Raw genomic sequence first — 23,662 nt, forward strand, 5'->3', positions numbered from 1 at the left:
AAAGTATTGTTTTAAATCTTGGGTGCTTAGAGTATCGGGTGAGCGATCAAAGTAGAGCGTGATGCGACGAACAGCACGAGCGTATGCATCAATGGTAGCGGGTCGTTTACCTTGTAATTTTAAGTTGGTAAGATGTTGAAGATAAAGGAAGTCGAAATGTTTTTGTTCGAGGTCATTCATGGTATTAACTCCGGCGTGACACCACCAACATGGCGGTGTTCCAGAGTTTAAGTATGAATGATGTTTTTCTGCCGCTTAGCGGCTCGTTCAACAAGTTGCTCAAAACGGATTTCATAGACTGTGGCGCTTTTTGCTTTTTGCTTTTCTGCTTCGCAGGCAAAAATCATCCCAGTTTATTCCACCGTTTAGCAAAGCGTTATATTTCTTGGAGATTTAGCATTTGAATTATAGGGAAGTTATATCTTCAGTGGATGTAGGTTATGGTTATATAAAATCAGGGGTATTTTTTTCTATTCTATTCTATTTTATGCTGTTCTTCTATATATCCTCAAACAAAATGGCGCTTGGGACTTTATTGTTAATTCTCCCGAAATATCAAAAGAAGTTTTAGCTGCGGCTGCATTCGTACTTTTTTTTATTATCGCTATCTTTTTATTTTGTGGGGCTTTGATTTTACGTGGAATACGTGAAGTCAAAGCGAATGCAGACTGGATCGCTGCAGTTAAAAATAAGGCTGTTGAATTAAAGTCGCCAAGTGATAAGTTGCAAAGTAGCTTGTACTTTGAAGTTTCAGACTTAAATAAAATAGAAAAAGAAGTTATCGATCTTGGGGATAATGATGAGTCAATAACTTGGACTTTTTTCCTTCAAAGTTCTTCTGATATTTCATTTGAATCATTTGGGGAAATTGATCTAGATTCTTTGGCAAACTATATTACCAGTAGTTTTAAGGTTCCATTTATCGTTAGAAATATCGATACTCAAGGCAAAGAAATATCAAATTTTGACTGACCCCCCCAAAAAAATTGACGTGCAAAATAGGGTTTTTACGATTTAACGAAATAGTTAATTCAAGTGAAGAGGCCATGAAATTAGCACGAACGAGTTAGCAGCAGAGCTTACTGAATTAAATCAATGTGTTAACCTGCTTAAGTGTTCGGACTAGAAAAGTGCGTGTGTGGTGTAAATATCATTGATAAATCGGCGTAAATTAGCTCTAATGGCAGGATAAAACGTACTGAGTAATGCAGGGATGGCTTAATCACGAAAGACAAGCCGATAAAATAGGCTCGAAACAAGTTACGCCACTAAAAGCAAATAGCAAATCTTCGCAGCATAAATAAAACCAACTCTGACACACTGAGCAGGTAGCGGCTCAGTCCAAGAAGCGATTATGCAGCACAAACAACGTGCCGCGTAAATACTAAATAGTTAGGCATCAAATGGATATCACAATACGGAAAGCTGAAATAAACGATAGGTCTGTACTAAATATGTTGTGGCAGTTTTATCTGTATCATCAAAGCGCATTTAGTCTAGAAGATTTAGATTCTGACGGTCGATATGACGTAGATGAGGAATACCTTAGCAGCGCTCTTACCAATGAAGAGGATTGCACAGTTTACCTTGTTTATATATCAAACCAGCTAGCAGGATTTGCTACTGTTGAGCCCACTGAAATTGCTGGCAAGGAAATGCCTGAGTTAGCTGATATATTTATTCTGCCCAAATACCGAAAACAAGGCGCCGCAAAGTTTGTAGTTCAACAGTTGATGCAAATTGAAACTAATCACTGGCATGTGGCTGTGTATTTAAACGATATTGTGGCATTAAAATTTTGGAATACGTTATTTCCTAAATTAAATATCGAACATGTATATAAAGTTGAGCCAGCTGAAACCGAGGGCTTTCACGAGTTTGTGGTGATAAATACCTAACAAGAGACTATGGCGTCAATAGTTAATTTAAAACTTTTGGCGCTAAGCATCGAATTTAGGATCACAATCACCTTCCTGACACACGCAATAAGGATAATTTCAAATGCGTGTCAACTTTTAAACTCCTTATAACTTATGAAACGGGTATGCTCTTTCAATTGATCGCAGTATTAAGTCTTATTGCAGATGCTTTATTGGTTACATATATCGCGTATGTCTGATCAACCCTTCAATGTTAGATTTTTTGTTGTTAATCACCTTCAGGGGGAATAATAAAGCAAAGTATTTTCTATTTAACTTCCATGGCTGGATATGTCCCGTTGTTGTCTTGAACAGGTATCTACGAGTGCTGGGTGCAACATTATACTATGTACTTCTTTAACAAACCGGTACGTAATAATGAAAAAAGCACTATTAGTGATAGATACACAAGATTCATTCTTTAAAACAGACTATTGGCAAGAGAGAGACTTTGAGTCGTTTAAGCAAAATCTAGCTCAATTGACACAGACTTTCAAACAGAATAAGAATCCAATCGTTAAAATTCTTCACGCTAGAGAAGATGTTGAAGAGAGTCCGTTTAACCCCCAATGTGGTCTTGTTAAACCAATGGCGTTTTTAGAGGATAAATTTGATAAAACTTTTTATAAATCGGTGCACAATGCCTTTACTGACACGGGGCTTGAGATGTGGCTTAAGCGTCAACAGATCAAAACGCTTGTTATAACCGGGATCAGAACAGAGCAATGCTGTGAAACAACCGCTCGTATTGCCTCTGACCTTGGTTTTAATGTCGAGTTTGTAACCGATGCGACCCTTACATTTGATATGACTTGCGCAATTTCTGGGAATAAATATACTGCTGAAGACATTAAAGCACGGACAAACTTAGTGTTAGCGCAAAGGTTTGCCACAATACATTCGTATGCAGATTACCAATAGGCACTTCAAGTAAGATGACGCACTCATATACTAACTTTTACTTTGTACTTTTAGCACAAACTTTACCTCTTGATTTTGCAGGCCCGTTACAGGTTTTATTAGAGGCCAAGCGCCAAGGAGTTAAACTAGATATTAGGTATGTCAGTGCGTCAAATAGCTTAGAACTAGATGGGGGGTTACAGTTGCAAGCGCTGTCAGCCTTGCCATCAAAGTTGAATGACAATGATGTTTTGATTTTGCCTGGTTGTAACAACGCATTTCACACTTTCGATAATGCGCAATCGAAACAAGTGGTAGAGTGGCTAAAAACGACCGTCACCAGCCAAACTGTGCTGACTATTTGTTCCGGCGCGATCTTAGCTGCAAGAGCTGGGTTGCTAAAACACAAATACTATACAACACATTATCAGCTAATTGAAAAAATGCGTGTGGCTTTTCCTGAATGCAAGGCATTAGAAAATCGAATTTTTGTAGATGATAAGAATATATTAAGTAGTGCAGGAATAAGTTCTGGTATAGATATGGCCCTCTATTTTGTCGCATCTCGATTTGGTGAAAAAATCAGTGCCAGTATTGCACAAGAAATGCTTGTTTACTTTCGAAGAACTGGGCATGAACCACAATTAAGTGCTTGGCTTAAACACAGAAATCATATGCACCAAGCAATCCACATTGTTCAGGATACAATTTGTGAAAATGTGGCCGAAAACTTCACCAACAAAGCTTTAGCTGCATTAGTTTTCGTATCTGAACGCCAATTAAGTCGGCTGTTTAGCATGCATTTAGGGCTAACCATCGGTGAATACACTGCTCAAATAAAAGTTGCCCGTGCAAAAGAGCTACTGCAAAAAAGTACTCATACGATAGAAGTGATCGCCCAGCAATGTGGCTACTCGAGTAGCCGCCACTTTCGCAGAGCTTGGACTAAATATGAACGGACCACTCCTCAGGTATTTCGCCAAAACCACAGAGCGCCAGAGTAGGGGCCTCTTTGGTTATGTTAGAGGGAGACTGATAAGTAGAATTACTATAAAGGGCTTTATGTGTGGGCAACTTCAGTTATCACACGATTAATTTTAAACGTTGCATGACTCAGTTTTATCAGAATATCAAGTTGCCACTTTTGAATTCAAGTGATGGGCTGTTTAAACCCAGAGAGCGCGTGTAATGAGCGTTTAACTTACTTTTTATACTGCATATAAATATAACTCACCAGCTATAAAAAGTGCCTGAGCATTTAGCTGCACTCAGGCATATCTATAGTGTTAAAGCTAATTAGCTAACAGGTTGTTTACAGAGTGTCGTCCAACCACTTAAAGAACTCACGTTGCCAAACAATACCGTTTTGTGGTGTCAGCACCCAGTGATTTTCCTCAGGGAAGTAGAGGAAACGGCTTTCTAAACCACGCAACTTTGCAGCTTGAAAAGCTTGAATGCCTTGACCTAAAGGAACACGATAATCTTTACCCCCATGGATCACAAACATCGGTGAATCCCATTTATCTACATAATTGATTGGGTTAAACTCATTATAACTTTGGTTAATTGAGGCATTACTTTGATCCCAATAAGGGCCGCCAAACTCATGGTTAACAAAAAATACTTCTTCGGTCGTACCATACATGCTGCGAAGGTCAAAAATTCCACAATGTGAAATAAATGTTTTAAAGCGTCCATCATGGTTGCCCGCTAAGTAAAAGGCAGAGTAGCCGCCAAAACTTGCACCGATGGCACCAATACGTTTTTTGTCTACATATGGTGCTTTGGCAACATCGTCAATCGCATCTAGGTAGTCTTGCATCGGCTTACCACCCCAATCTTGAGTAATATCTTCGTTCCACTGTACTCCGTGGCCAGGCATACCTCTGCGATTAGGCGCTACGACGATATAGCCTTGAGAAGCCATTACTTGGAAGTTCCAACGAAATGAGTAAAATTGTGATAAGGCCGACTGAGGGCCACCTTGTAAATACAGTAAGGTTGGATATTTTTTGTTTTTATCAAAATTAGGTGGATAGATCACCCAAGTGAGCATGTCATGACCATCCTTTGTGGTGACCATGTGTTTTTTCACTGTCGGTAAGTCCAAGCCTGCATAAAAGTCATCATTTACCGTGGTCAGGGCCGTTAAGGCTTTTTTATTCAGGTCGAAACGGAAGATTTCTGATGCACGGTTCATGCTGCTACGGGTGACAATTAACTGGTTGTCTAATGCAGCTACAATGCCATTAACGTCGAATTGCCCCTGTGTGAGCTGTGTTATTTTCGGTTTGGACTGAGTATTTACAGCTACTTGGAATAGTTGGACAGTGCCATCTGTGGGGGCAACAAAGTAGACGTGTTTACTGTCAGAGCTCCATTTAAAGCTGTTGACCGTGCCATCCCAATGTTTGGTTAAGTTTATTTCTTTGTTTTTGACCCGTACTATTATGTCGTTCTTATCAGCCTCATAACCTGGCTTGTTCATTTGTAACCAAGCTAACTGCCCATTTGCTGAAAACGCCGGATATTTATCATAACCGAGGTTACTTTCGGTTATATTTGTTGTTTTTTTACTGGCAAGGTTATAACGATAAAGGTCGGTATTCGTACTAGTGACATACTCGGCCCCAGTGAGTTTTTTACTCACATAGTAAATATTTTCCCCTTTAGGGCCCCAAATATAATCACTTGACCCGCCAAAAGGGGCTGTTGGGCTAGAGTGAGGTTTACCTTTCATGATGTCGACTTTAATTTCAGTCGCTAAGTCTTGATAAAATACATGGTTAAAGCCACCGTCATTCCAGGTGTCCCAATGCCGGTAGTTTAAGTCATCAAACACATATGCGTTGGCTTGTGACAGATCTTTATGTCTGTGGGTAGCTAATACGGATCCAATATTTACTTTTTCATGGAACAGTTTTTTGCTGCCATCAGGTGAAATGTTACTGTCTTGTAAAAGACCTTGATAGGCTTCTAAAAGCTGAGGGCTCCCACCTTTTAGCGGTATTTGATACACTTTGCTAGCAAAGTCATTATTTGCAACACTGGGTGTGGTCACACTATAAATAACCTGATCTTTTGTTTTATTTAAGCCCAGCGCGGTCACACGTTTGACTTGCCAAAGCTTTTCTGGGGTCATCACTTCTTGAGCCGACGCTCCCACGCTGACTGCAAAGCCTAAGCCTGCAGATATAATCACTCGCAACATAGCGAAATGCCTCCGATAATTGAAACTCGCCTAGACTACATAAATTGATAGTAAACTCAAAGAAATCGAGATAATTTACAGACAACCTTTTGTTTATATGAGTTATGCTGAGCCTGGTCCTTAAATTGCAGTATTTGTATACCGCGTAGTAACTTGTTTATTTTCTAAGTCGATGAAATGCTTTTTAGCACACCAGTCAAACTCAGTGTTGTTTAAATTGAACACCTGAATGTGCGTTACGTTGCGCCAGAAAGTACATTATTGAGTGCGGTATTGAGTAGCAATGTACCACTACCAGGTCCAACAGTAAGTAACTTCGCGCCAGTCGTTGGCTCTCCGTTATAGCGCCTTACGTAGATTTCACCATCTGGGCAGCGTTCAAAATAGGTGTAGTGAGGTTCACTTCCAATTATTGTGCAGCCTTTGACCCGCAAAATTGAGTTAGGTAGGGCGTTGCAAAGCTCTTTAATAGCGGCGTAGCTTGGCAGTGGAGGGAGGTCTATAGAACTAGATGCCCAATGTGCTTTGTGATGCTCAAGGTGCTCAGCTTGATTCTGTGAAGGGGTAACTTCAGGTAATTGTTCTAAATCGAGCGCGTCAGACGATATTATATTTGCGCTGGGGTTTAGCGATGACAACTGAGCTTTAACGTCGTTTATTCGGCTTTTATCTACGCTATTTTCGTGTGTAAGTACAATGAGTGAAGAGACTTGGACTTGATTAGCCTCAAGCTCGTTGTGCTCTGCACGTAATTGCCAATTTTTAACATCAACCACAGATATTTGAATAGGCGGTAAAAAGCGCTCATTGATCCCAACGCCTAAAAACCCCATGAGTGAACACGCATCAGTTGTACCATTTGCCTCAATAAGGGTTATGCCTTTTTCGCGTTTTGGAATACGGTTTACTGCTTCTCGCAATTCTGTGATGCCACTGCAACAAATACAACTCCCGCTGAGTGCTTTTAAGTATTGAGGGTCTATGTCATCACTTAATTGGTCGGTATCAAGCTGTGCATTTTCGTAATCATTTAACACCACGAAAGGCTGCCACTGTTTTTCTACTGCGTTATTTACGAGTTTTTTTAGCAAGGTTGTTTTACCTGCTCCTAAAAAGCCCACAATTACTACGATTGCTTCCATTTTACTTCTCTTAATTAGCACTGCGTTATTGATTTGGTAGCATGATTTAACTGAAATATAGCGTAATCGTCATTACACTATATTTCATACTATACCGATGTATTTAATGTATTATAAACAGCTGCATAGCTTGTTTTAGCGATTAAACATTAAAGGCATCGCACTTGTATGATGATCTAGAATGTCACCATGATCATAAACACATTGCCCATTGACAAAGGTATATCTGATACTGTGTGAGAATTGGTGGTCAATAAAGGGTGACCACGCACAAAGATAGTTATTATTTTTATGTGTTACTCGCTCACTGGCTGATGCGCTAACCGCCACTAAATCAGCAAAGTATCCTTCACGTATAAAACCACGTTGATGTATTTTATAGCGTTTTGCTGGGTTATGGGATACTTTTTCCACCATTTTTTCAATGCTGATAACGCCTCTCTTAACCTGATCTAACAAACTTAATAAAGCATGTTCTACAAGTGGCAAGCCAGCTGGTGCATCGCTGTAAGCCGCTTGCTTTTCTAGCCATGTGTGCGGCGCATGATCTGTCGCAATGATATCAATTCGATCCTCATTGATGGCGTTTAGCAAAGCCAGCCTGTCATGCTCTGATTTAATGGCTGGATTACATTTGATCAAATTACCTAATCGGTCATAGTCTGACTGGTTAAACCACAAATGATGTACACAGGCTTCAGCTGTTATTTTTTTTGTTTCTATCGGACCGGACGCAAATAATGCTAACTCTTTGGCTGTCGTAATATGCAATACGTGCAAATCACTATTATATTTTTTAGCAAGGTCGACCGCATAAGACGATGAAGCATAGCAGGCTTCGACATCTCTGATCTGGGGGTGGTGCTGGATTGTTAAATTTTGTGATGAGAGCTTGGCTAGATTTTGGCTGATGATATCGCCTTTTTCACAATGAGTGGCGATGAGCGTAGGGCACTCCCTAAATATAGCTTCTAATGCTTGTGGGTGCTCCACTAATAAGTCACCCGTTGATGCGCCCATAAATACTTTTACGCCACATACAAGCTTGGGATCACAGGCTTTTATTTGCTCTAAGTTGTCAGGTGTTGCGCCTAAATAGAACGAGTAATTTGCCAAAGAGTTTTGCGCTGCAATATCATGTTTATGGTTGAGTGCTAATCGTGTTGTGGTCGCGGGGCTAACATTGGGCATTTCCATATAACTTGTGATCCCTCCAGCAACGGCAGCCCGAGATTCACTGGCGATACAGCCTTTGTACTCAAGACCTGGCTCTCTAAAGTGCACCTGATCATCAATCATACCTGGAAGTAATAAGTCGCCCTCCAGATCAATTACCTGGTAGTGGCCTTTTGCGCTTATTTCAGAGGCAATAGTATCTATTGTGTCGTTACAGATCAGTAAATCGGCATCAAAAGTATTATTCTCATTAACGATTTTTGCATTCTTAAGTAGGGTTTTTTTCATTTTTAGGACCAAGTTATTTAAAAATCTAATGGCAGTTTTTTCGTGTTAATGTGCCTGTTTTTGCAGCGTTATGAGAGTCATGTATTACTGACTTTGCCGCTTAAGGGCGCGTTATTTGAGTCTTGTTTAAATGGACATTTATAAGTGAATATCGATTTTGTGTTATGTTATATTATAACACATTAATACAAAGGAAAAGCCCATCATTAGACGTTTGTCGTATTGGGTTAGTTTTATACAAATTAACAGGGGAAACCGTGGGGATTGTCGTTTTCAGTCTAAATAAGATTAGTTCCTATTTCCATTAACACCATTTGATATGTTATAACAATATATATATTGAATGAGTGAAGAGAATGTAATGATAAAAACTGAAGTTGTAATTGTTGGAGCCGGGCCTGCCGGTTTAGGGTGTGCTGCACTGCTCAAGCAAATGGGAATTGAAGATACCGAATTAGTCGTTTTAGAGAAAGGTGAAATAGGTCAAACTTTTTTACAGTGGCCTGAAAGTATGCGCTTTATTACACCTTCTTTTCCGTCAAATGGTTACCATCAGACAGACTTAAATGCCATTACTCCAGATACTTCACCAGCCTTTTCGATTGGAAAAGAACACCTTGATGGTAAAGAGTATGCACAGTACTTAAGTATGGTCACCCAGCATTACAATATTAAGGTTGAAACAAACACGTGTTTAAAGCGTGTTGTAAATTTGGCTGATGAAGATGGCTTTGAATTAGAAACTGAGTCAATGACTATTCGTTGCATTTACCTTATTTGGGCCGGAGGTGAGTTTCATAGCCCAAATTTATCAGCGTTTCGTGGTGCTGAACTATGTAAACACAATAGTGAAATCTCGCAATGGAATGACTTAGACAATGGCGAGTACTTGGTAATTGGGGGTTACGAAAGTGGAGTAGATGCAGCCTATAATCTCGCGAATACCGGCAATAAAGTGACAGTATTAGATTTTATTGGGAATGATGACACCAATACCTATGACCCAAGTTTAGTATTGTCACCTTATACTGCAGAGCGTTTAGCCAACTTAAGTACGCGTGGCAATGTTGAATTAGACGATAAGTTTAGAGTCGAAAGTGTTGTAAAAGGGGATAATGGATATACCGTCACATCGTCTTGCGGCAAGGTTATCTCATCAAAGTTCCCACCTATAAACTGCACTGGTTTTGATATAAACCTAGGCCCTGTGTCTAAGTTATTTGACTATCAAGCAAATGGATATCCGTCTATCAATAAGTTTGATGAATCTAGTAAAGTCAGCAATCTGTTTTTAGCTGGATCTCGTTTGTACCATGATCCAACTTTATTGTGTTTTATATATAAATTTAGAGGTCGTTTCTTTGCTCCATGTAGTGTAATTGGCGAAGAACTGGCACTCGATATGTCGATATTACGGCATTATAAAAAGTCAGGCATGATACTCAATGACTTAGATTGCTGTGTTGAGCAGGAGTGTTTTTGCTGATGCCACAGCATATTGAAGTACAAACATATTACCCAGAACCTCAGCAAGACAATCATTGGTTACTCATTGGTAAAGAAAGTGTCGGGAAGACTGCGTTTATAGAACGGCTGGTCGGTAATAAACCAACCAGTAGTAACTTGCAAGGAAGCTCGTTATTTTGCCATGAATACAGTTGGAACGACTACGCCATTATTGATACGCCCGGTATTCAAACACACATGGACAGTGTGGTCACATCACAGGTATTAAAGAAGCTTCATAGCAATAGGCAAGTTATATTGATGGTAAAGTCGACAGACTTGATTGACGATTTGCACGACCTTTGGCCATTAATACAAAACCGTTCAGGCATTGTGGTAGTCACTTATTGGGACAAAGTGAAGCATAGGCCTGATGTTGCTCAAGAAGTAGCGCGTTTACGAAAAACGACTCAGCTTGAATGGATCACGGTAGATAATAGGTGTTTAGACCAGCAGCAGCGGATCACTATTGATAATGCACTCAAGCAAGCAAGTATTTTTCCAAGTGAGCCACCAAAAATACTCGGAAACTGGTCGGTTGTGCCCAAAAAGGCATTTTTTGAAATGCCGATTGTTGGCCCGTTATTGTCTCTTATGTTGCTTGTGTTACCAGCTTTAATCTCGGTATTGAATGCTAACGCTTTTGCTGACTGGCTTTATCCTGATGCAGAAGGTGGGGTTGATTGGCTAATAGCGCGCTTTGGTGTCATGCCAGATGTATTGCATCACATGCTAATTGGAGAGTACGGCGTCATTTCAATGCTGCCTTTTCTATTGTTGTATGCATTACCAACGGTACTAATTTTTTCTGCCATTATCGCATTGTATAAAACAACGGGGCTAGTAGATAGGTTATCGTACTGCTTAGACCCGTTCATGCATAAGCTTGGGCTTAGCGGGCGTGATTTAGTAAGAGTGATTATGGGGTTTGGCTGTAACGTACCAGCCATTATTCAAACCAGAAATTGTTCATGTTGTACGCGAGGTACTTGTGTATCAGCTATCTCGTTTGGCTCAGCCTGTTCCTATCAACTTCCAGCTACGATTGCTGTATTTTCCGCAGCGGGAAAACCATATTTGGCGTTACCATATTTGCTGTTTCTGGGGGTTACGACGTGTTTATATCTGCTGCTAACAACCAGCAAATCGCAAAGGCGGGCGTCAATGTCTACCAACTTACTAAATCGGGGTTTTTTACAGCCGCCTAATATTAGGTTTGCACTAAGTGAGATGTTTGGCGTGATCAGAGAGTTTATAACGACAGCTTTACCTCTTTTCATTGGCATTTGCTTTGTTGCCGGCTTTTTATCTTGGTTAGGCTTTATTGACTTTATAACGGCGCTAATTGCACCGTTTATGACGTTATTGAATTTACCTGAAGGGGCTGCAATTGCGGTTATTTTGGGGGCGATCCGCAAAGATGGATTAGCAATAGGGCTCATTGAAAGTTCATCTCAGAGTTTAAAAGTGGTAGGAATGTCTGATGTTCAGTTATTGGCGGCGGTCTACCTTGCGGGTGTGATGTTACCGTGTATCGTGTCTTTACTTACTATCGTACGAGAAATGCGCTGGCACTTTGCGGCTAAAATGGCGTTACGACAAATGACTTGTGCGTTTGTGTTTACCGCGGTGCTTAGCTGGGGGTGGGGTTAATAAGACGTTTTTAAGGTGCGTGATTCACTCATAGCCATTTGAAAATAAGGACTATGAGTGAATATCATCTGTTATAAGACCCAATCATATCTGATGCTGATTGCGTCTATAATTCGACTTACTCAAGTCCTTTTTTGGTGTACAGCGTAACTTTGTCAGTTACTAGTGTGACTTTTATGTGTTTGCTGTCATCACCCCAAGTACAATTTGTATGCAGTGTTTTTTCTTCACAGTTGTCTGCCGAGCCTAGGATTTGTTCAAGTGCAGCTTTATCCATTCCTACTTCTACTTTATTGTAGTTCTCAAGCGTCACTTTAGAACAGCCAGCAAGTGTCAGTAGCCCTGCAATAATTATTAGCTTTTTCATGTCTTTTCCTATTGTTAGTGTTTGTACTTTCTAATTTGAAATATGATCCCGAGTTTTGGATGATCTAAGTAATGCATATCACCACTGTACACTCTGGTATATTGTGACATACGTGCTGTTTGTGTATCGCCAGTATCAATGTCGTATCGAATATCAAGCTCTGTGGTCACATATAAATAATGTCGAACATGTATTTTTATGAGCCCTTCAATTTGCCAGCTGTCCTGTTGAACACTTGGTTCAATGGCGAGTTTTTTGGGCAATAAACTCACATACCCCTGCTGCGAAACAGCTTCCGATATACGATAGCTAACTGGTTCTACAAAACGTTTACCAGCAAATATTTTAATAAATGGCGCGCGTCGTTTGCTTTGCTCTGGGAATCGCCATCCAGTATGCAATAGCGGCTTTAAGCCTTTGCGCTTTAATTTACTCACCGTGTCATCAAATTGCAGCTGTTGTTTTGATAACAAATAAATATTATCCATATGTTCTTGTGATAATGCATATGGCGTCAAAGGCAGCGTATCAAATTTTGCTAAATAGTCCGCGTCATCCTTACATAACCATGACGAATTACCATTGGTTAATTTGACATTTAACGGGCGTGGATCAAAAAAGCTATCGCCCGCTAAGCATTGTTGCTGCCCTTGTGCATTGAAGCCTTCTGATAGTAAGTTTCGCTTTTTTTTGCCGTCAATTGGCTTATGCTCCAAGCTAAAGTCTTCGCGTAATAAAGGCGAAGACTTTTGTTCAAAGGCGATCAGCTCAACTTCAAACCAGCGCACGGCGTGGGCATTGCACGTCCATGCAAGCGCGATAATGAAACCAAGTGTTCGTTTTACTCCATGCATTTAATTTAGCGCCTTTTTCTCAAAATCATCCATCATTGCATTGATTAATTTCATTCTCTCTTGGCCATTTTTCTCTTCTATTGCAAAACGCAATTTGCTTGCGCCCTCCATTTTATAGATGGACGGATTGCTTTGTATCAAACCTATAATGAACGCTGGGTTAACCTTTGTCGAGCTGTTAAATTCAAAGTATCCACCTTTTATATTTGCTTCGACTTTATTGATGCCAAGTTGACTCGCTTTAAGTTTAAGTGCTTGTATTGCAAATAGGTTCTTAGCAGCATCAGGCAACAGGCTAAATCGGTCTATTAGTTCAACCTGTAATTCATCGAGTTCGAGTAAATCGGTTGCACTGGCGATACGTTTATACATACTCAAACGGATGTTCACATCTGGAATGTAATCATCAGGCAGTAACGCTGGCACTTTTAAGTCAACGTCTGATTGCTTTTGTAATAGGTTTTCAAGTGTGGGTTCTTTACCGTCTTTGAGTGCTTGAACTGCTTGTTCAAGCATTTCCATATAAAGTGTAAAACCAACAGATTGAATTTGACCACTTTGGTCGTCGCCGAGTAGTTCACCCGCGCCACGTATTTCTAAATCGTGGGTTGCGAGTGCAAAACCGGCACCCAACACTTCTAAAGATTCGATAGCTTGCAAGCGCTTAACAGCATCTTTGGTCAACGTTTGTGTGTTACGAGTGAGTAAGTAGGCATAGGCTTGATGATGGCTTCGCCCAACTCGACCGCGAAGTTGGTGCAATTGCGCAAGGCCGAGCTTGTCAGCACGGTCCATAATGATGGTATTGGCTGATGGGATATCTATGCCAGTTTCAATGATGGTTGTACAGACTAATACATTGTGCTTTTGATGATAGAAGTCTCCCATTAACTGCTCAAGCTCTCTTTCTCGCATCTGGCCGTGGGCTACGGCTACGCTTGCCTCAGGCACCAAAGCGGCAATATCAGAGGCCGTTTTATCAATGGTTTCAACATTATTGTGCAAGAAGTAGACTTGGCCACCCCGTTTTATTTCTCGTAAAATAGCTTCTCGGATCAAATCGTCATTACGTTCTTTAACGAAAGTTTTGACCGCCAAGCGTTTGGCTGGTGCGGTGGCGATGATAGATAGGTCGCGCATACCGCTCATGGCCATATTTAACGTACGTGGTATGGGTGTTGCGGTAAGCGTTAGTATGTCTACGTCTGATCTTAGCTGCTTTATTTTCTCTTTTTGACGCACCCCAAAACGGTGCTCTTCATCAACAACGAGTAACCCTAAATCATTAAACTTAATGTTTTCTTGAATAAGTTTATGCGTGCCAATCACAATGTCTATGGTGCCATCGTTTAGCTTATCTAGGGTGGCTTTTTGGTCCTTTGCACTGTTAAATCGAGAAAGTACACCGACTTCAATGGGTAAATCAGCAAAACGGTCTTTAAAGTTCTCAAAATGTTGCTGGGCGAGCAAAGTGGTAGGCACCAGTACTGCCACCTGTTTGTTGTCGTTAACGGCTGCAAAAGCACCACGCATGGCAACTTCTGTTTTACCAAAGCCTACATCACCACACACCAAGCGGTCCATGGCTAGGTTAGATTGCATGTCTGCTAACACGGCTTCAATGGCGTTTCGTTGATCGTCGGTTTCTTCAAACGGGAAGCTGTCGCTGAATTCGCGATAAGCTGCCCCATCTATCTTAAATGAAAAGCCTGGTTTACTTTGCCTTTTCGCATAAATATCTAACAGCTCGGCGGCTACATCTCGTACTTTTTCGGCAGCACGTCGTTTGGCTTTTTCCCATACATCAGACCCGAGTTTATGTAGTGGGGCAGAAGCCTCTTCACCGCCGGAATAACGGCTAAGCATATGTAATGCAGACACCGGCACATATAGCTTTGCTTCGTTGGCGTACGTGATGGTGACAAATTCGGTGGCAACGCCAGCTGCATCTATGGTTTGTAGGCCAAGATAGCGGCCAACACCGTGGTCTAAGTGCACTATGGGCTGCCCTTCTTTGAGTTCCGCTAAATTACGGATCAAAGAGTCTTGGCCTTGTTCGTATTTGTGTTTTCTACGCCGGCGTTGTGATACTTTGACACCGAGTAGTTCTTGTTCAGTTATGATACTTAGGCTAGGCTCGCCGCTAAGGTAAACGCTTTGCTCAAGGGGACTTACTACTAAGCCCACATCACTTTTACTGCTAATAAATTTTTGAAAGGTATCGAACTCTTTAAGCTTCAGTCCGGTTGGTTTTAGCAAGGTGAGTAATGATTCTCTTCGCCCGTCAGTTTCTACGCTGAATACCACGCGTGCTTTTTGTTTTTTCTGAGCTGTAATGTACTTTAAAATATCAGCATAGGGATCGGTGTGTTTATGATCAATACGAACGTTTGAAATCGTTTTAGCTGATAAGTTCGTCTGTCCAGCTTTAGTGCCAAGTTTGGCTTCACTCAAGCGAATTCGAGGGTGGCGGTTAAAGTTTTTAAATAACTCTTCAACCGGTTGATACAAACGCACAGGTTCGAGTAGCGGCCTAAGAGGGTCGACCTTTCTGTTTTCATAGCGTTTATATACATCTAACCAAAACTCTTCAGCGGCATTTTCTATGTCACCCAAGTGCATAACGGTGGCATTGTCGGGTAAATAATCGAAGATGGTGCCTAAGTTTTCATAAAATAAAGGCAGGTAATATTCTATCCCTGATGGCCAGTTTCCTTTCGTCACTTGCATGTAGATAGAGTCTTGCTCTGCGCTGGCACCAAATGCACTGCGATAGCCAACTCTAAAACGCTCAATATCTTCTTCATTGGTCGGAAATTCATGCGCAGGTAACAAATCGATTTCACTTACCTTGTCACTTGAACGTTGAGTTTCAATGTCAAATAAACGAATGGTGTCTAATTCATCATCGAAAAAGTCAAAGCGATAAGGCGTCGTGCTTCCCATTGGAAACAAATCAACAATAGAACCTCGAACTGCAAATTCGCCATGCTCCATAACTTGTTGGACGTGACGGTAACCTGTTTCAGTTAGTGAGCTTTTCAGTTGCTGGGCATCCACGGTGTCGCCCACTTTAAACTGTAGTGCATTGCCATAAATAAATGCCGGCGGTGCTGTTCGCAGCATTAACGTCGCTACAGGGACAATCACCACGCTTTGTTTTTGCTTTTTAAGGGCATTTAGCGTTGCTAAGCGTTGCGATATGATGTCTTGGTGCGGTGAAAAGTGATCATAGGGAAGTGTTTCCCAATCAGGAAAGACCATGACCTGTAAATCTGGTAATAAATATTCTAACTCAGTTTCAAGGCGCAGGGCAGAGGGCGTATCTGGGGTGACGATAACAACCAATTCTGGGTTGTTTTTGATCCCTTCGCTTAATGCAATACTTAAACCGCTGCCGCTTAGTTGGCCCCAGTGTATTTTATCCTGTGAATTTTTAACCCAAGGTAATTCGCTCCAATGCGCTGACGCCATTGAGTACTCCTAATCTATTATTCTAATTGTTAATCGCGGTAAATTTTACAAAGATCTTGATAATGGTCGATTCTTCTATCACGTAAATAGGGCCAAATCCGACGCACAGATTCACTGCGTGCTTGATCAAGCTCTACAACCGCTGTTTGTTCTTCGTTTTCACTGGCATGTAGCAGCATTTCACCTTGCGGGCCGGCCACAAAAGAGTTACCCCAAAATAATATGCCATCACTTTGCTTGCTTGGATCAGACTCGTGACCAACCCGGTTTACACTGATGACGGGTACTCCGTTAGCAATTGCATGGGCACGCTGTGAAATGATCCAGGCATCTCGTTGTCTAATTTGTTCTGCTTGGTCGTCTCGAGGGTCCCAACCAATGGCGGTTGGATAAATTAAGATCTCGGCTCCGGCCATTGCCATTAGGCGTGCACCTTCAGGAAACCATTGATCCCAACACACTAATACGCCGAGTTTCCCAACCGAAGTGTGGATTGGTGTAAATCCCATATCACCGGGTGTAAAATAGAATTTTTCATAAAAGCCGGGATCATCAGGAATATGCATTTTTCTATACTTTCCTGCAATGCTGCCATCATTCTCAATGACAACGGCGGTATTGTGATATAGGCCTGTGGCCCTTTTTTCAAATAAAGAAGTTACTATAACCACGTTAAGTTCTTTGGCTAATTGACCATAAAAATCAGTGCTTGGGCCTGGGATCGGCTCGGCTAAATCAAAAAGGCCTGTTTCTTCAGTTTGGCAAAAATATAAGCTACGGTGAAGTTCTTGCAGTACCACAAGTTTGGCGCCTTGGCTTGCTGCTTCACGAATGCCTTGTTCTGTTTTTTGTATATTACTGGCCAAGTCGTCGCTGTTACTGTGTTGGACAATGCCAACTTTGAGTGGTTGAGCGCTCATAGTGTGTTCCTACTTTAAAAAGCCACGGGGTAGTTGCATCGTAATACAATGCAAACTGCCAAATTGATGAATAAGTGGTAAACAGTCAATGCCTATTGCCGTGTGGTTAGGGTATGCTTTTTGTACTTGCTGAACAGCTAAGCTGTCATGGTCATCGCCGTATATTGGTACTAATACCGTGTTATTTAAGATCAAATAATTTGCATATGTGGCTGGCAAGCGCTCATTGTCTTTATTAAAAATCGGCTTTGGCCAGGGTAAAGGAATTAAACTATAAGGTTTGCCTTGCGCCGTTATAAATGACTCTAGTTGCATTTTCATCGCGGTTAAGGCATTAAAGTGCTCATCATCAGCACTGTCACAAGCAACATAAACGAGGGTGTTGTTAGGCGCGAATCGAACCAACGTATCGATATGGCTATCGGTATCATCGCCTGCGAGGTATCCATGGTCAACCCATAAAAACGCGTGTGCTCCGAGTTGCTCAGATAATGTGGCTTCAATTTGTGTCTGACTTAGCGTTGGGTTTCGATTTGGATTTAGCAAGCATTCAGATGTAGAGAGTAAGACGCCTGATTCGTTAATTTCAATACCGCCGCCTTCAAGTACAAACTCACTGGAGTGAAACGCGACTTGCTTATTCATAACCTGCGCTGCAAGTTGTTTATTAATATTGTTATCGAGGTCTGCGGCATATTTGTTGCCCCAGCCATTGAAAACGAAATCAACAACGCGTAACTCACCGCTAGGGTTGGCTGTAGTTAGCGGCCCGTGATCTCTAGCCCATGTGTCATTACAAGGGGCTACCACAAATACGATGGTGCTCATATCAACATCGGCTTCAGCTAATAGAGCGAAAATGTGCATTTTCAGCGCGTCTGAGTGGGCAACGATCAGTACTTTTTGTACTTGCGATATTTGCTGGCACAAAGTGACGTAGACAGGCTCTACATCAGATAAAATATCCACCCAGTCGGTGTTTTTATGGGGCCACGTAAGCATGATAGCATCTTGCGTTGCCCATTCAGGTAAAAGTCTAAAGCTCATGATGTTACACAAATAAATTTCTAAGCAATTAGTTTATCATTCTTAGCTATGCTGTCAGCTATTTTGTGCTTTATTCTGTGCTAACTGACGCTTTTTTAGTTGTCTGGTTTGTGCATGTAAACTTGCTCTTACGACGAGTTCTTGGTCTGAGTCTCTAATTTGAACAAAGGCAAGGGTATGTTGTATTTTTTCAGGTTCAAGACGCTCAGTTGCAATCACCTGTGTATAACAATAAATTGCACTGGCTTCATGGTTTAAAAAAAGCTTTGTTCTCAGGTGTGTTCCGATGGCCATTTTTTCAGGTAAGGTTACTTTTAAACCTCCTCCGCCGTAACTATCACAGTAGACATTGTCTTCATCAGGCTGCTCTGTTGCTAAAATATGGCTCATGATAAGATCTATTTTACGAGACTGAGCTTGTAAAAATGATGCAAGCTCGGTAGCGACATCCCCTAAATTCCTTAACGGACGTAACGCGTTGCTGTCTAGTTCATTGATCTCGTTTGCGAGCTTGAACAGTGCGGGAATATTGCTTTCGAGTTCCGCTTGAGTTTGTGGCACTTGAGTGCTCTGGACGACAAATAAATTGACTTGATTACTATCGTCTACTTGGAAGTATTCGTCGAAAGTACTTTGTAGGCTACCGCTCATATATAGTTCTATAACTGACTTTTTATTTAATCTTAACGGCTTATACTAAAAAACGCCAACTTTGCAGTTGGCGTTTATTTTTATAGGCTAAGAGTTAAACAAGTCCTTCTTGTGTTTCGACATGTTCTTTTTTATGTTGCATTGCAATTTCATCTGCTAATTCTTGCTTCTTTCTGGTTTCTGTTAGTTTACGGTTAGTGAGCCAAAAGAAAAACAAGGGAACAAAGAATATTGCGAGGAATGTCGCTGCTATCATACCTCCCATTACCCCTGTCCCAACGCTGTGCCGTGCGCCAGCACCTGCACCTGAGCTTAAAACAAGCGGGACCACGCCCAATATAAAGGCCAATGATGTCATAATAATGGGTCTAAAACGTAACCTCGCAGCCTCAAGTGCCGCTGCACTGGCACTCCAACCCTGTTGGTATTTCATCAGCGCATATTCAACGATGAGTATGGCATTTTTACTAGCAAGACCTAGTAGCGTGACAAGTCCAATTTGAAAATACACATCATTAGTGAGGCCAGCTATCCAAACAGAAATAAGTGCGCCAAACGTGCCAAAGGGCAGTGCTAACAATACAGATAAAGGCAAAGACCACCGTTCATACAGTGCAGCGAGTATTAAAAACACCATGATCACTGCAAGTCCAAGGGCTAAACCGGTTGTGCCTGAACTTTGCTTTTCTTGGTAGGCAGATCCTGTCCAGTCGTAAGTCATGTCGGGCGGTAATACTAACTTAGCAATACGTTCCATTTCTGCAATGGCTTGACCAGAGCTATATCCCGGCGCAGCTTCGCCCAATAATTTAACCGCTGACAAATTGTTATATCGCTCTAAGTTTTCGGGCCCTCTGCTATACTCAACTTTTGTGAATGCTGATATAGGCACCATGTCTCCTTGGTTATTCTTCACATAAATTCGGCCCACGTCTTCTGGTGTCATTCTAAACTCAGCTTCAGCTGATAGTAGTACTTGCCAGGCTCGCCCAAATTTATTGAAATCATTGACGTAATAGGTGCCTAAATTAGCGCCCAACGCTGTAAAAGCACTATTAATATTTACTCCCATTGCGCGTGCTTGCTCTCGATCCATGTGAACTTTGAGCTGCGGTGCATTAGGCCGCCATAATGTTTGCAAGCTTGCCAATACTGGGCTTTTTTGTGCTTCAGCCATCACTAATTGCATACCTTGCTTTAGCTTTTCATGACCGCCAGCTCCTTTATTTTGTAAGTAGACTTCAAAGCCGCCAGTGTTTCCTAGGCCAAATATCGGTGGAGGGTTAAAGGCAAGTACTAGCGCTTCATTAATATGCGCCGTTTTCATATAGAGTTCACCAACGAGTGACTTCGTATCTATTTCTCTTTCGTCCCAGTGCTTTTGGGTGACAAATAGCGTTGCGGCACTATTTTTGTAACCGCCTCCGATAAAGTCAAAGCCCGTGAAAGCGACAACATTTTCATTCGCTGGATTTGACTGTACGGCTGCTATGACTTCATCAACCACTTTTGCGGTGCGCTCTAATGACGCACCATCGGGTAAGAAAATCGCTGAGACATAATATCCTTGGTCTTCATCAGGTACTAATGAGCCTGGTGTATTTTTCCATAGTAAACCTGTTGCGGTGATCATGGCTGTGACTAATACTAACCCCAACAAGCCCCGTCGCACCATAAAGCTTACAGCACCCACATACTTACCGGTTATCTTGGTAAACCATGCGTTAAACCATAAGAAAAAAGCGGCTGTTTGTTTATGCTCTTGTTTTAAAATAAGCACACACAGGGCAGGGGTCATTGTTAATGCAACAACACCAGACAAACTCACCGCAATTGAAATTGTGATGGCAAACTGTCTGAATAATTCACCGGTTAACCCGCCTAAGAAGGCGATTGGCACGAACACTGAACACAGTACTAACACAATGGCAATGACGGGGCCACTGACCTCTTTCATAGCTTGTATTGCCGCATCTCTGGCTGATGCTTTTTGTTCATGCATGATACGCTCGACATTTTCTAACACGACGATTGCATCATCAACCACAATACCAATTGATAGCACCATGCCGAATAAAGTTAAGGTATTGATCGAATAACCTAGCATATACATCCCCGCAAATGTACCAAGTAAAGAGACGGGGACCGCTAAGGTTGGAATGAGCGTAGCGCGCCAATTTTGTAAAAATAAATAGACTACCAAGAACACCAAAACCATGGCTTCAACGAGCGTTATGATCACTTCTCGGATTGATACTTCCACAAAACGGGTCGTGTCGTATGATGTTACATGTGCTAAACCAATGGGGAACTGCGTTTTTAACTCTTCAATCGTACGATTAACTTGGTCAGCGACGTCTAACGCATTGGCACCAGGCTGTAGGAATATGCCAAGTAAAACTGCTTCTTTACCATTGAATGTACCCGCAAAATCGTAATCCTTTGAGCCCAATTCAACGCGGGCAACATCTTTAAGCCTTAGATTTGACCCATCAGGGTTAGCACGAATTATGATGTTATCAAACTCTTCGGGTGTAGATAGGCGTCCTTGTGCAGTAACGCTGTAGACTAACTCTTGGGCATGCTCAGAAGTGGGAGTTGCACCAATTTTCCCCGCTGCATATTGGGAATTTTGCTCGCGAATAGCGCCTGCAACTTCTTCCACAGTAACAGCGAGTTGGCTCATAATGTCGGGTCTTAGCCATACACGCATTGCATAATCTTTTGCACCGAAAATTTGCACACTGGTTGTGCCGGGTATTCGTTTAATGCGGTCTAGAATGTTCATTGTTACATAATTAGAAGTCCACAAACTGGTCCGAGTGTTATCGGGGGAGTAGAAAGCGTGTACCTGTAAGAAACTAGATGAACCTTTAGTCACTTGCACGCCTTGTCGACGAGTCTCTTCAGGGAGTCTTGCTTCAACTTGTTTTACCCGGTTATTAACGTCTACCGCGGCTTGGTCAACATCAGTGCCAATTTCAAACGTAACGGCAATGGTCGTTGCACCCGCACTGGTGCTGGTTGAACTCATGTACATCATGCCTTCAACACCCGTAATAGCATTTTCAATGGGCGCTGCGACAGTTTGTTCTAGCACTTCTGCTGAGGCACCAGGGTAAGCTGCGGTAACTTGCACGACAGGGGGGGCGATTTCTGGATATTGCGCTACAGGCAAGCTGCGCATAGCGGCAAGACCAGCCAATACAATGACGATAGAAATAACAAATGCGAATATAGGTCTATCAATGAAATAACGAGAGAACATGGTGTTACTCTCCTTCACTTACGATAGTAATGGGCATACCTGGAAAGAAAATGCGTGCAATACCTTCTGTGATCACAGGCTGCCCATCAGTCAAGCCACTCCTGATCACCCAAAAATTACCATCATTGACTCTTACCCATTCACCCACTTCAACGGGGGCGGGTAGCGCAACCATTGCGCCTTGCTCATTTTCAGTGGCGACATAGACGAATTTACCCGTGCCATTGTCTAAGACTGCACGTTGAGGCAAGAGGACGGCATTATTACGCACTGCGCCAATAAGTTGAACACGGACAAATTGACCTGGTCGTAGTTGGCCATTTGGATTATTTACCTTGGCCTGCATTTCACTGGTGCCGGTGTAGCGATTAACGCGTACATCACTAAAATTGACTTTTCCTACATTATTGTGTCGTGAGCCATCTTGTAATATTAGCTGAGCTTCAAACTCGTTATTCGTGGGTAGAGTTAAACTGCCACTGTCGACATCTTTGCGCATTTGCAACTGCTCTCGCTCAGAAAACCCAAACCTTACCCGCATCGTATCTGTTTCTGTGAGCTGAGTGAGTAATATTTCGGGACCAGATACATAGCTTCCTTCGGAAATAAGCTCACGACCAATAATGCCAGATACAGGTGATTTGACTTGGGCATATTCCAGATCGAGTTTAACTTCATTTAAGACGACCTTTGCAGAAGCTAAGTTTGCAACAGCAATATCATAGTTAGATGCAGCGTTATCAAAGTCTCTTTTTGATACTGAACGCTCATTTTTTAGCTTGCGTAATCTATCACGCTCTCGCTGAGCTTGCTCTACACTTGCTTGTGCGGCATTAAGCTCTGCTTGCGCTTTTTCAACTTCTAACGTAAAAGGCACAAGGTCGAGTGTAAATAGTGATTGGCCTGCAGCTACTTTTTGACCCTCTTCAAAGTTGCGAGATGCGACAATACCGGATACTCGAGCTCGAATTTCTACCTCTTTATTACCTGCAAGTGTGGCCGGTAATTTTATTGTGATAGGGGTAGACTCCCTTGTGACTTTTTGAATACTAACTTGTGCGGGTGGCATTCCACCTGGCGCAGCGGCTGGCGGGGCTTCTTGACATGCACTTAAGAGCGCAACAGAAGTCATTGCGATAGAAAAAAGTTTTACACGACTGCTAAACTGGGGGTACATAAACACTCCAAATCCTATTTTTATGCCATTTAATTGATTTATAGACATAAGTGTTATTGTGAGTTGGCAATATAGTGGGTCAGGAGGATTGACAACTCAAAAAGACTAC

Annotated in this window: 18 protein-coding genes; 6 read left to right on the forward strand and 12 right to left on the reverse strand. The window is 41.9% G+C overall.

Annotated elements, in window-relative coordinates; genetic code table 11:
* The coding region (locus BGP78_RS03845) for a phage integrase N-terminal SAM-like domain-containing protein (RefSeq protein ID WP_182912216.1) at positions 1–180 on the reverse strand (180 nt) is incomplete at its 3' end.
* Positions 181–627: 447 nt separating this feature from the next.
* Here BGP78_RS03845 and BGP78_RS03850 point away from each other — a divergent pair.
* From BGP78_RS03850 to BGP78_RS03865, 4 genes are all read left to right on the forward strand, one after another.
* Positions 628–972 carry a hypothetical protein gene (locus BGP78_RS03850; protein WP_119860167.1) on the forward strand — a complete coding sequence of 115 codons (345 nt, stop codon included), beginning with the start codon at positions 628–630 and terminating at the stop codon, positions 970–972.
* A 431-nt stretch (positions 973–1,403) separates the two neighbouring features.
* Positions 1,404–1,898 carry a GNAT family N-acetyltransferase gene (locus tag BGP78_RS03855; RefSeq protein WP_119860168.1) on the forward strand — a complete coding sequence of 165 codons (495 nt, stop codon included), beginning with the start codon at positions 1,404–1,406 and terminating at the stop codon, positions 1,896–1,898.
* 399 nt (positions 1,899–2,297) lie between these two features.
* Positions 2,298–2,840 carry an isochorismatase family protein gene (locus BGP78_RS03860; RefSeq protein ID WP_119860169.1) on the forward strand — a complete coding sequence of 181 codons (543 nt, stop codon included), beginning with the start codon at positions 2,298–2,300 and terminating at the stop codon, positions 2,838–2,840.
* A 14-nt stretch (positions 2,841–2,854) separates the two neighbouring features.
* Positions 2,855–3,823, forward strand: a complete 969-nt coding sequence (locus tag BGP78_RS03865) for a GlxA family transcriptional regulator (protein ID WP_119860170.1) — start codon at positions 2,855–2,857, stop codon at positions 3,821–3,823.
* 308 nt (positions 3,824–4,131) lie between these two features.
* Here the strand turns inward: BGP78_RS03865 and BGP78_RS03870 are convergent, their stop codons facing one another.
* The 3 genes from BGP78_RS03870 to BGP78_RS03880 form a co-directional block, all read right to left on the reverse strand.
* Positions 4,132–6,030: a S9 family peptidase gene (locus BGP78_RS03870; protein WP_119860171.1), complete on the reverse strand. Its 1,899-nt coding sequence runs from the start codon at positions 6,028–6,030 to the stop codon at positions 4,132–4,134.
* A 236-nt stretch (positions 6,031–6,266) separates the two neighbouring features.
* A complete protein-coding gene (locus BGP78_RS03875) occupies positions 6,267–7,172 on the reverse strand; it encodes a GTP-binding protein (protein ID WP_119860172.1) in 906 nt (301 codons plus the stop codon).
* Between the two features lie 135 nt (positions 7,173–7,307).
* On the reverse strand, positions 7,308–8,636 hold the full coding sequence (locus tag BGP78_RS03880; protein ID WP_119860173.1) for a dihydroorotase: 1,329 nt from the start codon (positions 8,634–8,636) through the stop codon (positions 7,308–7,310).
* A 361-nt stretch (positions 8,637–8,997) separates the two neighbouring features.
* On the opposite strand from BGP78_RS03880, the gene BGP78_RS03885 reads away from it, so the two are divergent.
* Together BGP78_RS03885 and BGP78_RS03890 are read left to right on the forward strand one after the other, a co-directional pair.
* Positions 8,998–10,122: an NAD(P)/FAD-dependent oxidoreductase gene (locus BGP78_RS03885; RefSeq protein WP_119860174.1), complete on the forward strand. Its 1,125-nt coding sequence runs from the start codon at positions 8,998–9,000 to the stop codon at positions 10,120–10,122.
* Complete coding sequence (locus BGP78_RS03890) at positions 10,122–11,795, forward strand: nucleoside recognition domain-containing protein (RefSeq protein ID WP_119860175.1); 1,674 nt, start codon at positions 10,122–10,124, stop codon at positions 11,793–11,795. The genes BGP78_RS03885 and BGP78_RS03890 overlap by 1 nt, the downstream gene beginning before the upstream one ends.
* A gap of 118 nt (positions 11,796–11,913) precedes the next feature.
* On the opposite strand, the gene BGP78_RS03895 is transcribed toward BGP78_RS03890, so the two are convergent.
* The 8 genes from BGP78_RS03895 to BGP78_RS03930 form a co-directional block, all read right to left on the reverse strand.
* The gene (locus BGP78_RS03895; RefSeq protein ID WP_119860176.1) at positions 11,914–12,162 is read right to left on the reverse strand and encodes a DUF3862 domain-containing protein; all 249 of its coding nucleotides are present in this window, start codon (positions 12,160–12,162) and stop codon (positions 11,914–11,916) included.
* 14 nt (positions 12,163–12,176) lie between these two features.
* On the reverse strand, positions 12,177–13,016 hold the full coding sequence (locus BGP78_RS03900; RefSeq protein WP_119860177.1) for a CsiV family protein: 840 nt from the start codon (positions 13,014–13,016) through the stop codon (positions 12,177–12,179).
* Positions 13,017–16,490 (reverse strand): transcription-repair coupling factor, encoded by a 3,474-nt coding sequence (mfd, locus tag BGP78_RS03905; RefSeq protein ID WP_119860178.1) that lies wholly within the window; start codon positions 16,488–16,490, stop codon positions 13,017–13,019.
* A gap of 29 nt (positions 16,491–16,519) precedes the next feature.
* Positions 16,520–17,410, reverse strand: a complete 891-nt coding sequence (locus tag BGP78_RS03910) for a carbon-nitrogen hydrolase (protein ID WP_119860179.1) — start codon at positions 17,408–17,410, stop codon at positions 16,520–16,522.
* A gap of 9 nt (positions 17,411–17,419) precedes the next feature.
* Positions 17,420–18,457, reverse strand: coding sequence for an agmatine/peptidylarginine deiminase (locus tag BGP78_RS03915; RefSeq protein ID WP_119860180.1), 1,038 nt, complete (start codon positions 18,455–18,457; stop codon positions 17,420–17,422).
* A gap of 54 nt (positions 18,458–18,511) precedes the next feature.
* Positions 18,512–19,108, reverse strand: a complete 597-nt coding sequence (locus tag BGP78_RS03920) for a PilZ domain-containing protein (RefSeq protein WP_119860181.1) — start codon at positions 19,106–19,108, stop codon at positions 18,512–18,514.
* 94 nt (positions 19,109–19,202) lie between these two features.
* The gene (locus BGP78_RS03925; RefSeq protein ID WP_119860182.1) at positions 19,203–22,376 is read right to left on the reverse strand and encodes an efflux RND transporter permease subunit; all 3,174 of its coding nucleotides are present in this window, start codon (positions 22,374–22,376) and stop codon (positions 19,203–19,205) included.
* 4 nt (positions 22,377–22,380) lie between these two features.
* The gene (locus BGP78_RS03930; protein ID WP_119860183.1) at positions 22,381–23,553 is read right to left on the reverse strand and encodes an efflux RND transporter periplasmic adaptor subunit; all 1,173 of its coding nucleotides are present in this window, start codon (positions 23,551–23,553) and stop codon (positions 22,381–22,383) included.
* Between the last annotated feature and the right edge of the window lie 109 nt (positions 23,554–23,662).

Source organism: Pseudoalteromonas sp. MSK9-3 (assembly GCF_003590335.1).
In the GTDB taxonomy this organism is placed as follows: domain Bacteria; phylum Pseudomonadota; class Gammaproteobacteria; order Enterobacterales; family Alteromonadaceae; genus Pseudoalteromonas.

What these genes read in the sequence shown, in the direction of transcription:
- BGP78_RS03915 (WP_119860180.1), bottom strand. Translation starts at nt 18,457, where the DNA reads ATGAGCTTTAGACTTTTACCTGAATGGGCAACGCAAGATGCTATCATG.
- BGP78_RS03865 (WP_119860170.1), top strand. Translation starts at nt 2,855, where the DNA reads ATGACGCACTCATATACTAACTTTTACTTTGTACTTTTAGCACAAACT.
- BGP78_RS03875 (WP_119860172.1), bottom strand. Translation starts at nt 7,172, where the DNA reads ATGGAAGCAATCGTAGTAATTGTGGGCTTTTTAGGAGCAGGTAAAACA.
- BGP78_RS03860 (WP_119860169.1), top strand. Translation starts at nt 2,298, where the DNA reads ATGAAAAAAGCACTATTAGTGATAGATACACAAGATTCATTCTTTAAA.
- BGP78_RS03890 (WP_119860175.1), top strand. Translation starts at nt 10,122, where the DNA reads ATGCCACAGCATATTGAAGTACAAACATATTACCCAGAACCTCAGCAA.
- BGP78_RS03895 (WP_119860176.1), bottom strand. Translation starts at nt 12,162, where the DNA reads ATGAAAAAGCTAATAATTATTGCAGGGCTACTGACACTTGCTGGCTGT.
- BGP78_RS03930 (WP_119860183.1), bottom strand. Translation starts at nt 23,553, where the DNA reads ATGTACCCCCAGTTTAGCAGTCGTGTAAAACTTTTTTCTATCGCAATG.
- BGP78_RS03855 (WP_119860168.1), top strand. Translation starts at nt 1,404, where the DNA reads ATGGATATCACAATACGGAAAGCTGAAATAAACGATAGGTCTGTACTA.
- mfd (WP_119860178.1), bottom strand. Translation starts at nt 16,490, where the DNA reads ATGGCGTCAGCGCATTGGAGCGAATTACCTTGGGTTAAAAATTCACAG.
- BGP78_RS03880 (WP_119860173.1), bottom strand. Translation starts at nt 8,636, where the DNA reads ATGAAAAAAACCCTACTTAAGAATGCAAAAATCGTTAATGAGAATAAT.
- BGP78_RS03885 (WP_119860174.1), top strand. Translation starts at nt 8,998, where the DNA reads ATGATAAAAACTGAAGTTGTAATTGTTGGAGCCGGGCCTGCCGGTTTA.
- BGP78_RS03870 (WP_119860171.1), bottom strand. Translation starts at nt 6,030, where the DNA reads ATGTTGCGAGTGATTATATCTGCAGGCTTAGGCTTTGCAGTCAGCGTG.
- BGP78_RS03900 (WP_119860177.1), bottom strand. Translation starts at nt 13,016, where the DNA reads ATGCATGGAGTAAAACGAACACTTGGTTTCATTATCGCGCTTGCATGG.
- BGP78_RS03910 (WP_119860179.1), bottom strand. Translation starts at nt 17,410, where the DNA reads ATGAGCGCTCAACCACTCAAAGTTGGCATTGTCCAACACAGTAACAGC.
- BGP78_RS03920 (WP_119860181.1), bottom strand. Translation starts at nt 19,108, where the DNA reads ATGAGCGGTAGCCTACAAAGTACTTTCGACGAATACTTCCAAGTAGAC.
- BGP78_RS03925 (WP_119860182.1), bottom strand. Translation starts at nt 22,376, where the DNA reads ATGTTCTCTCGTTATTTCATTGATAGACCTATATTCGCATTTGTTATT.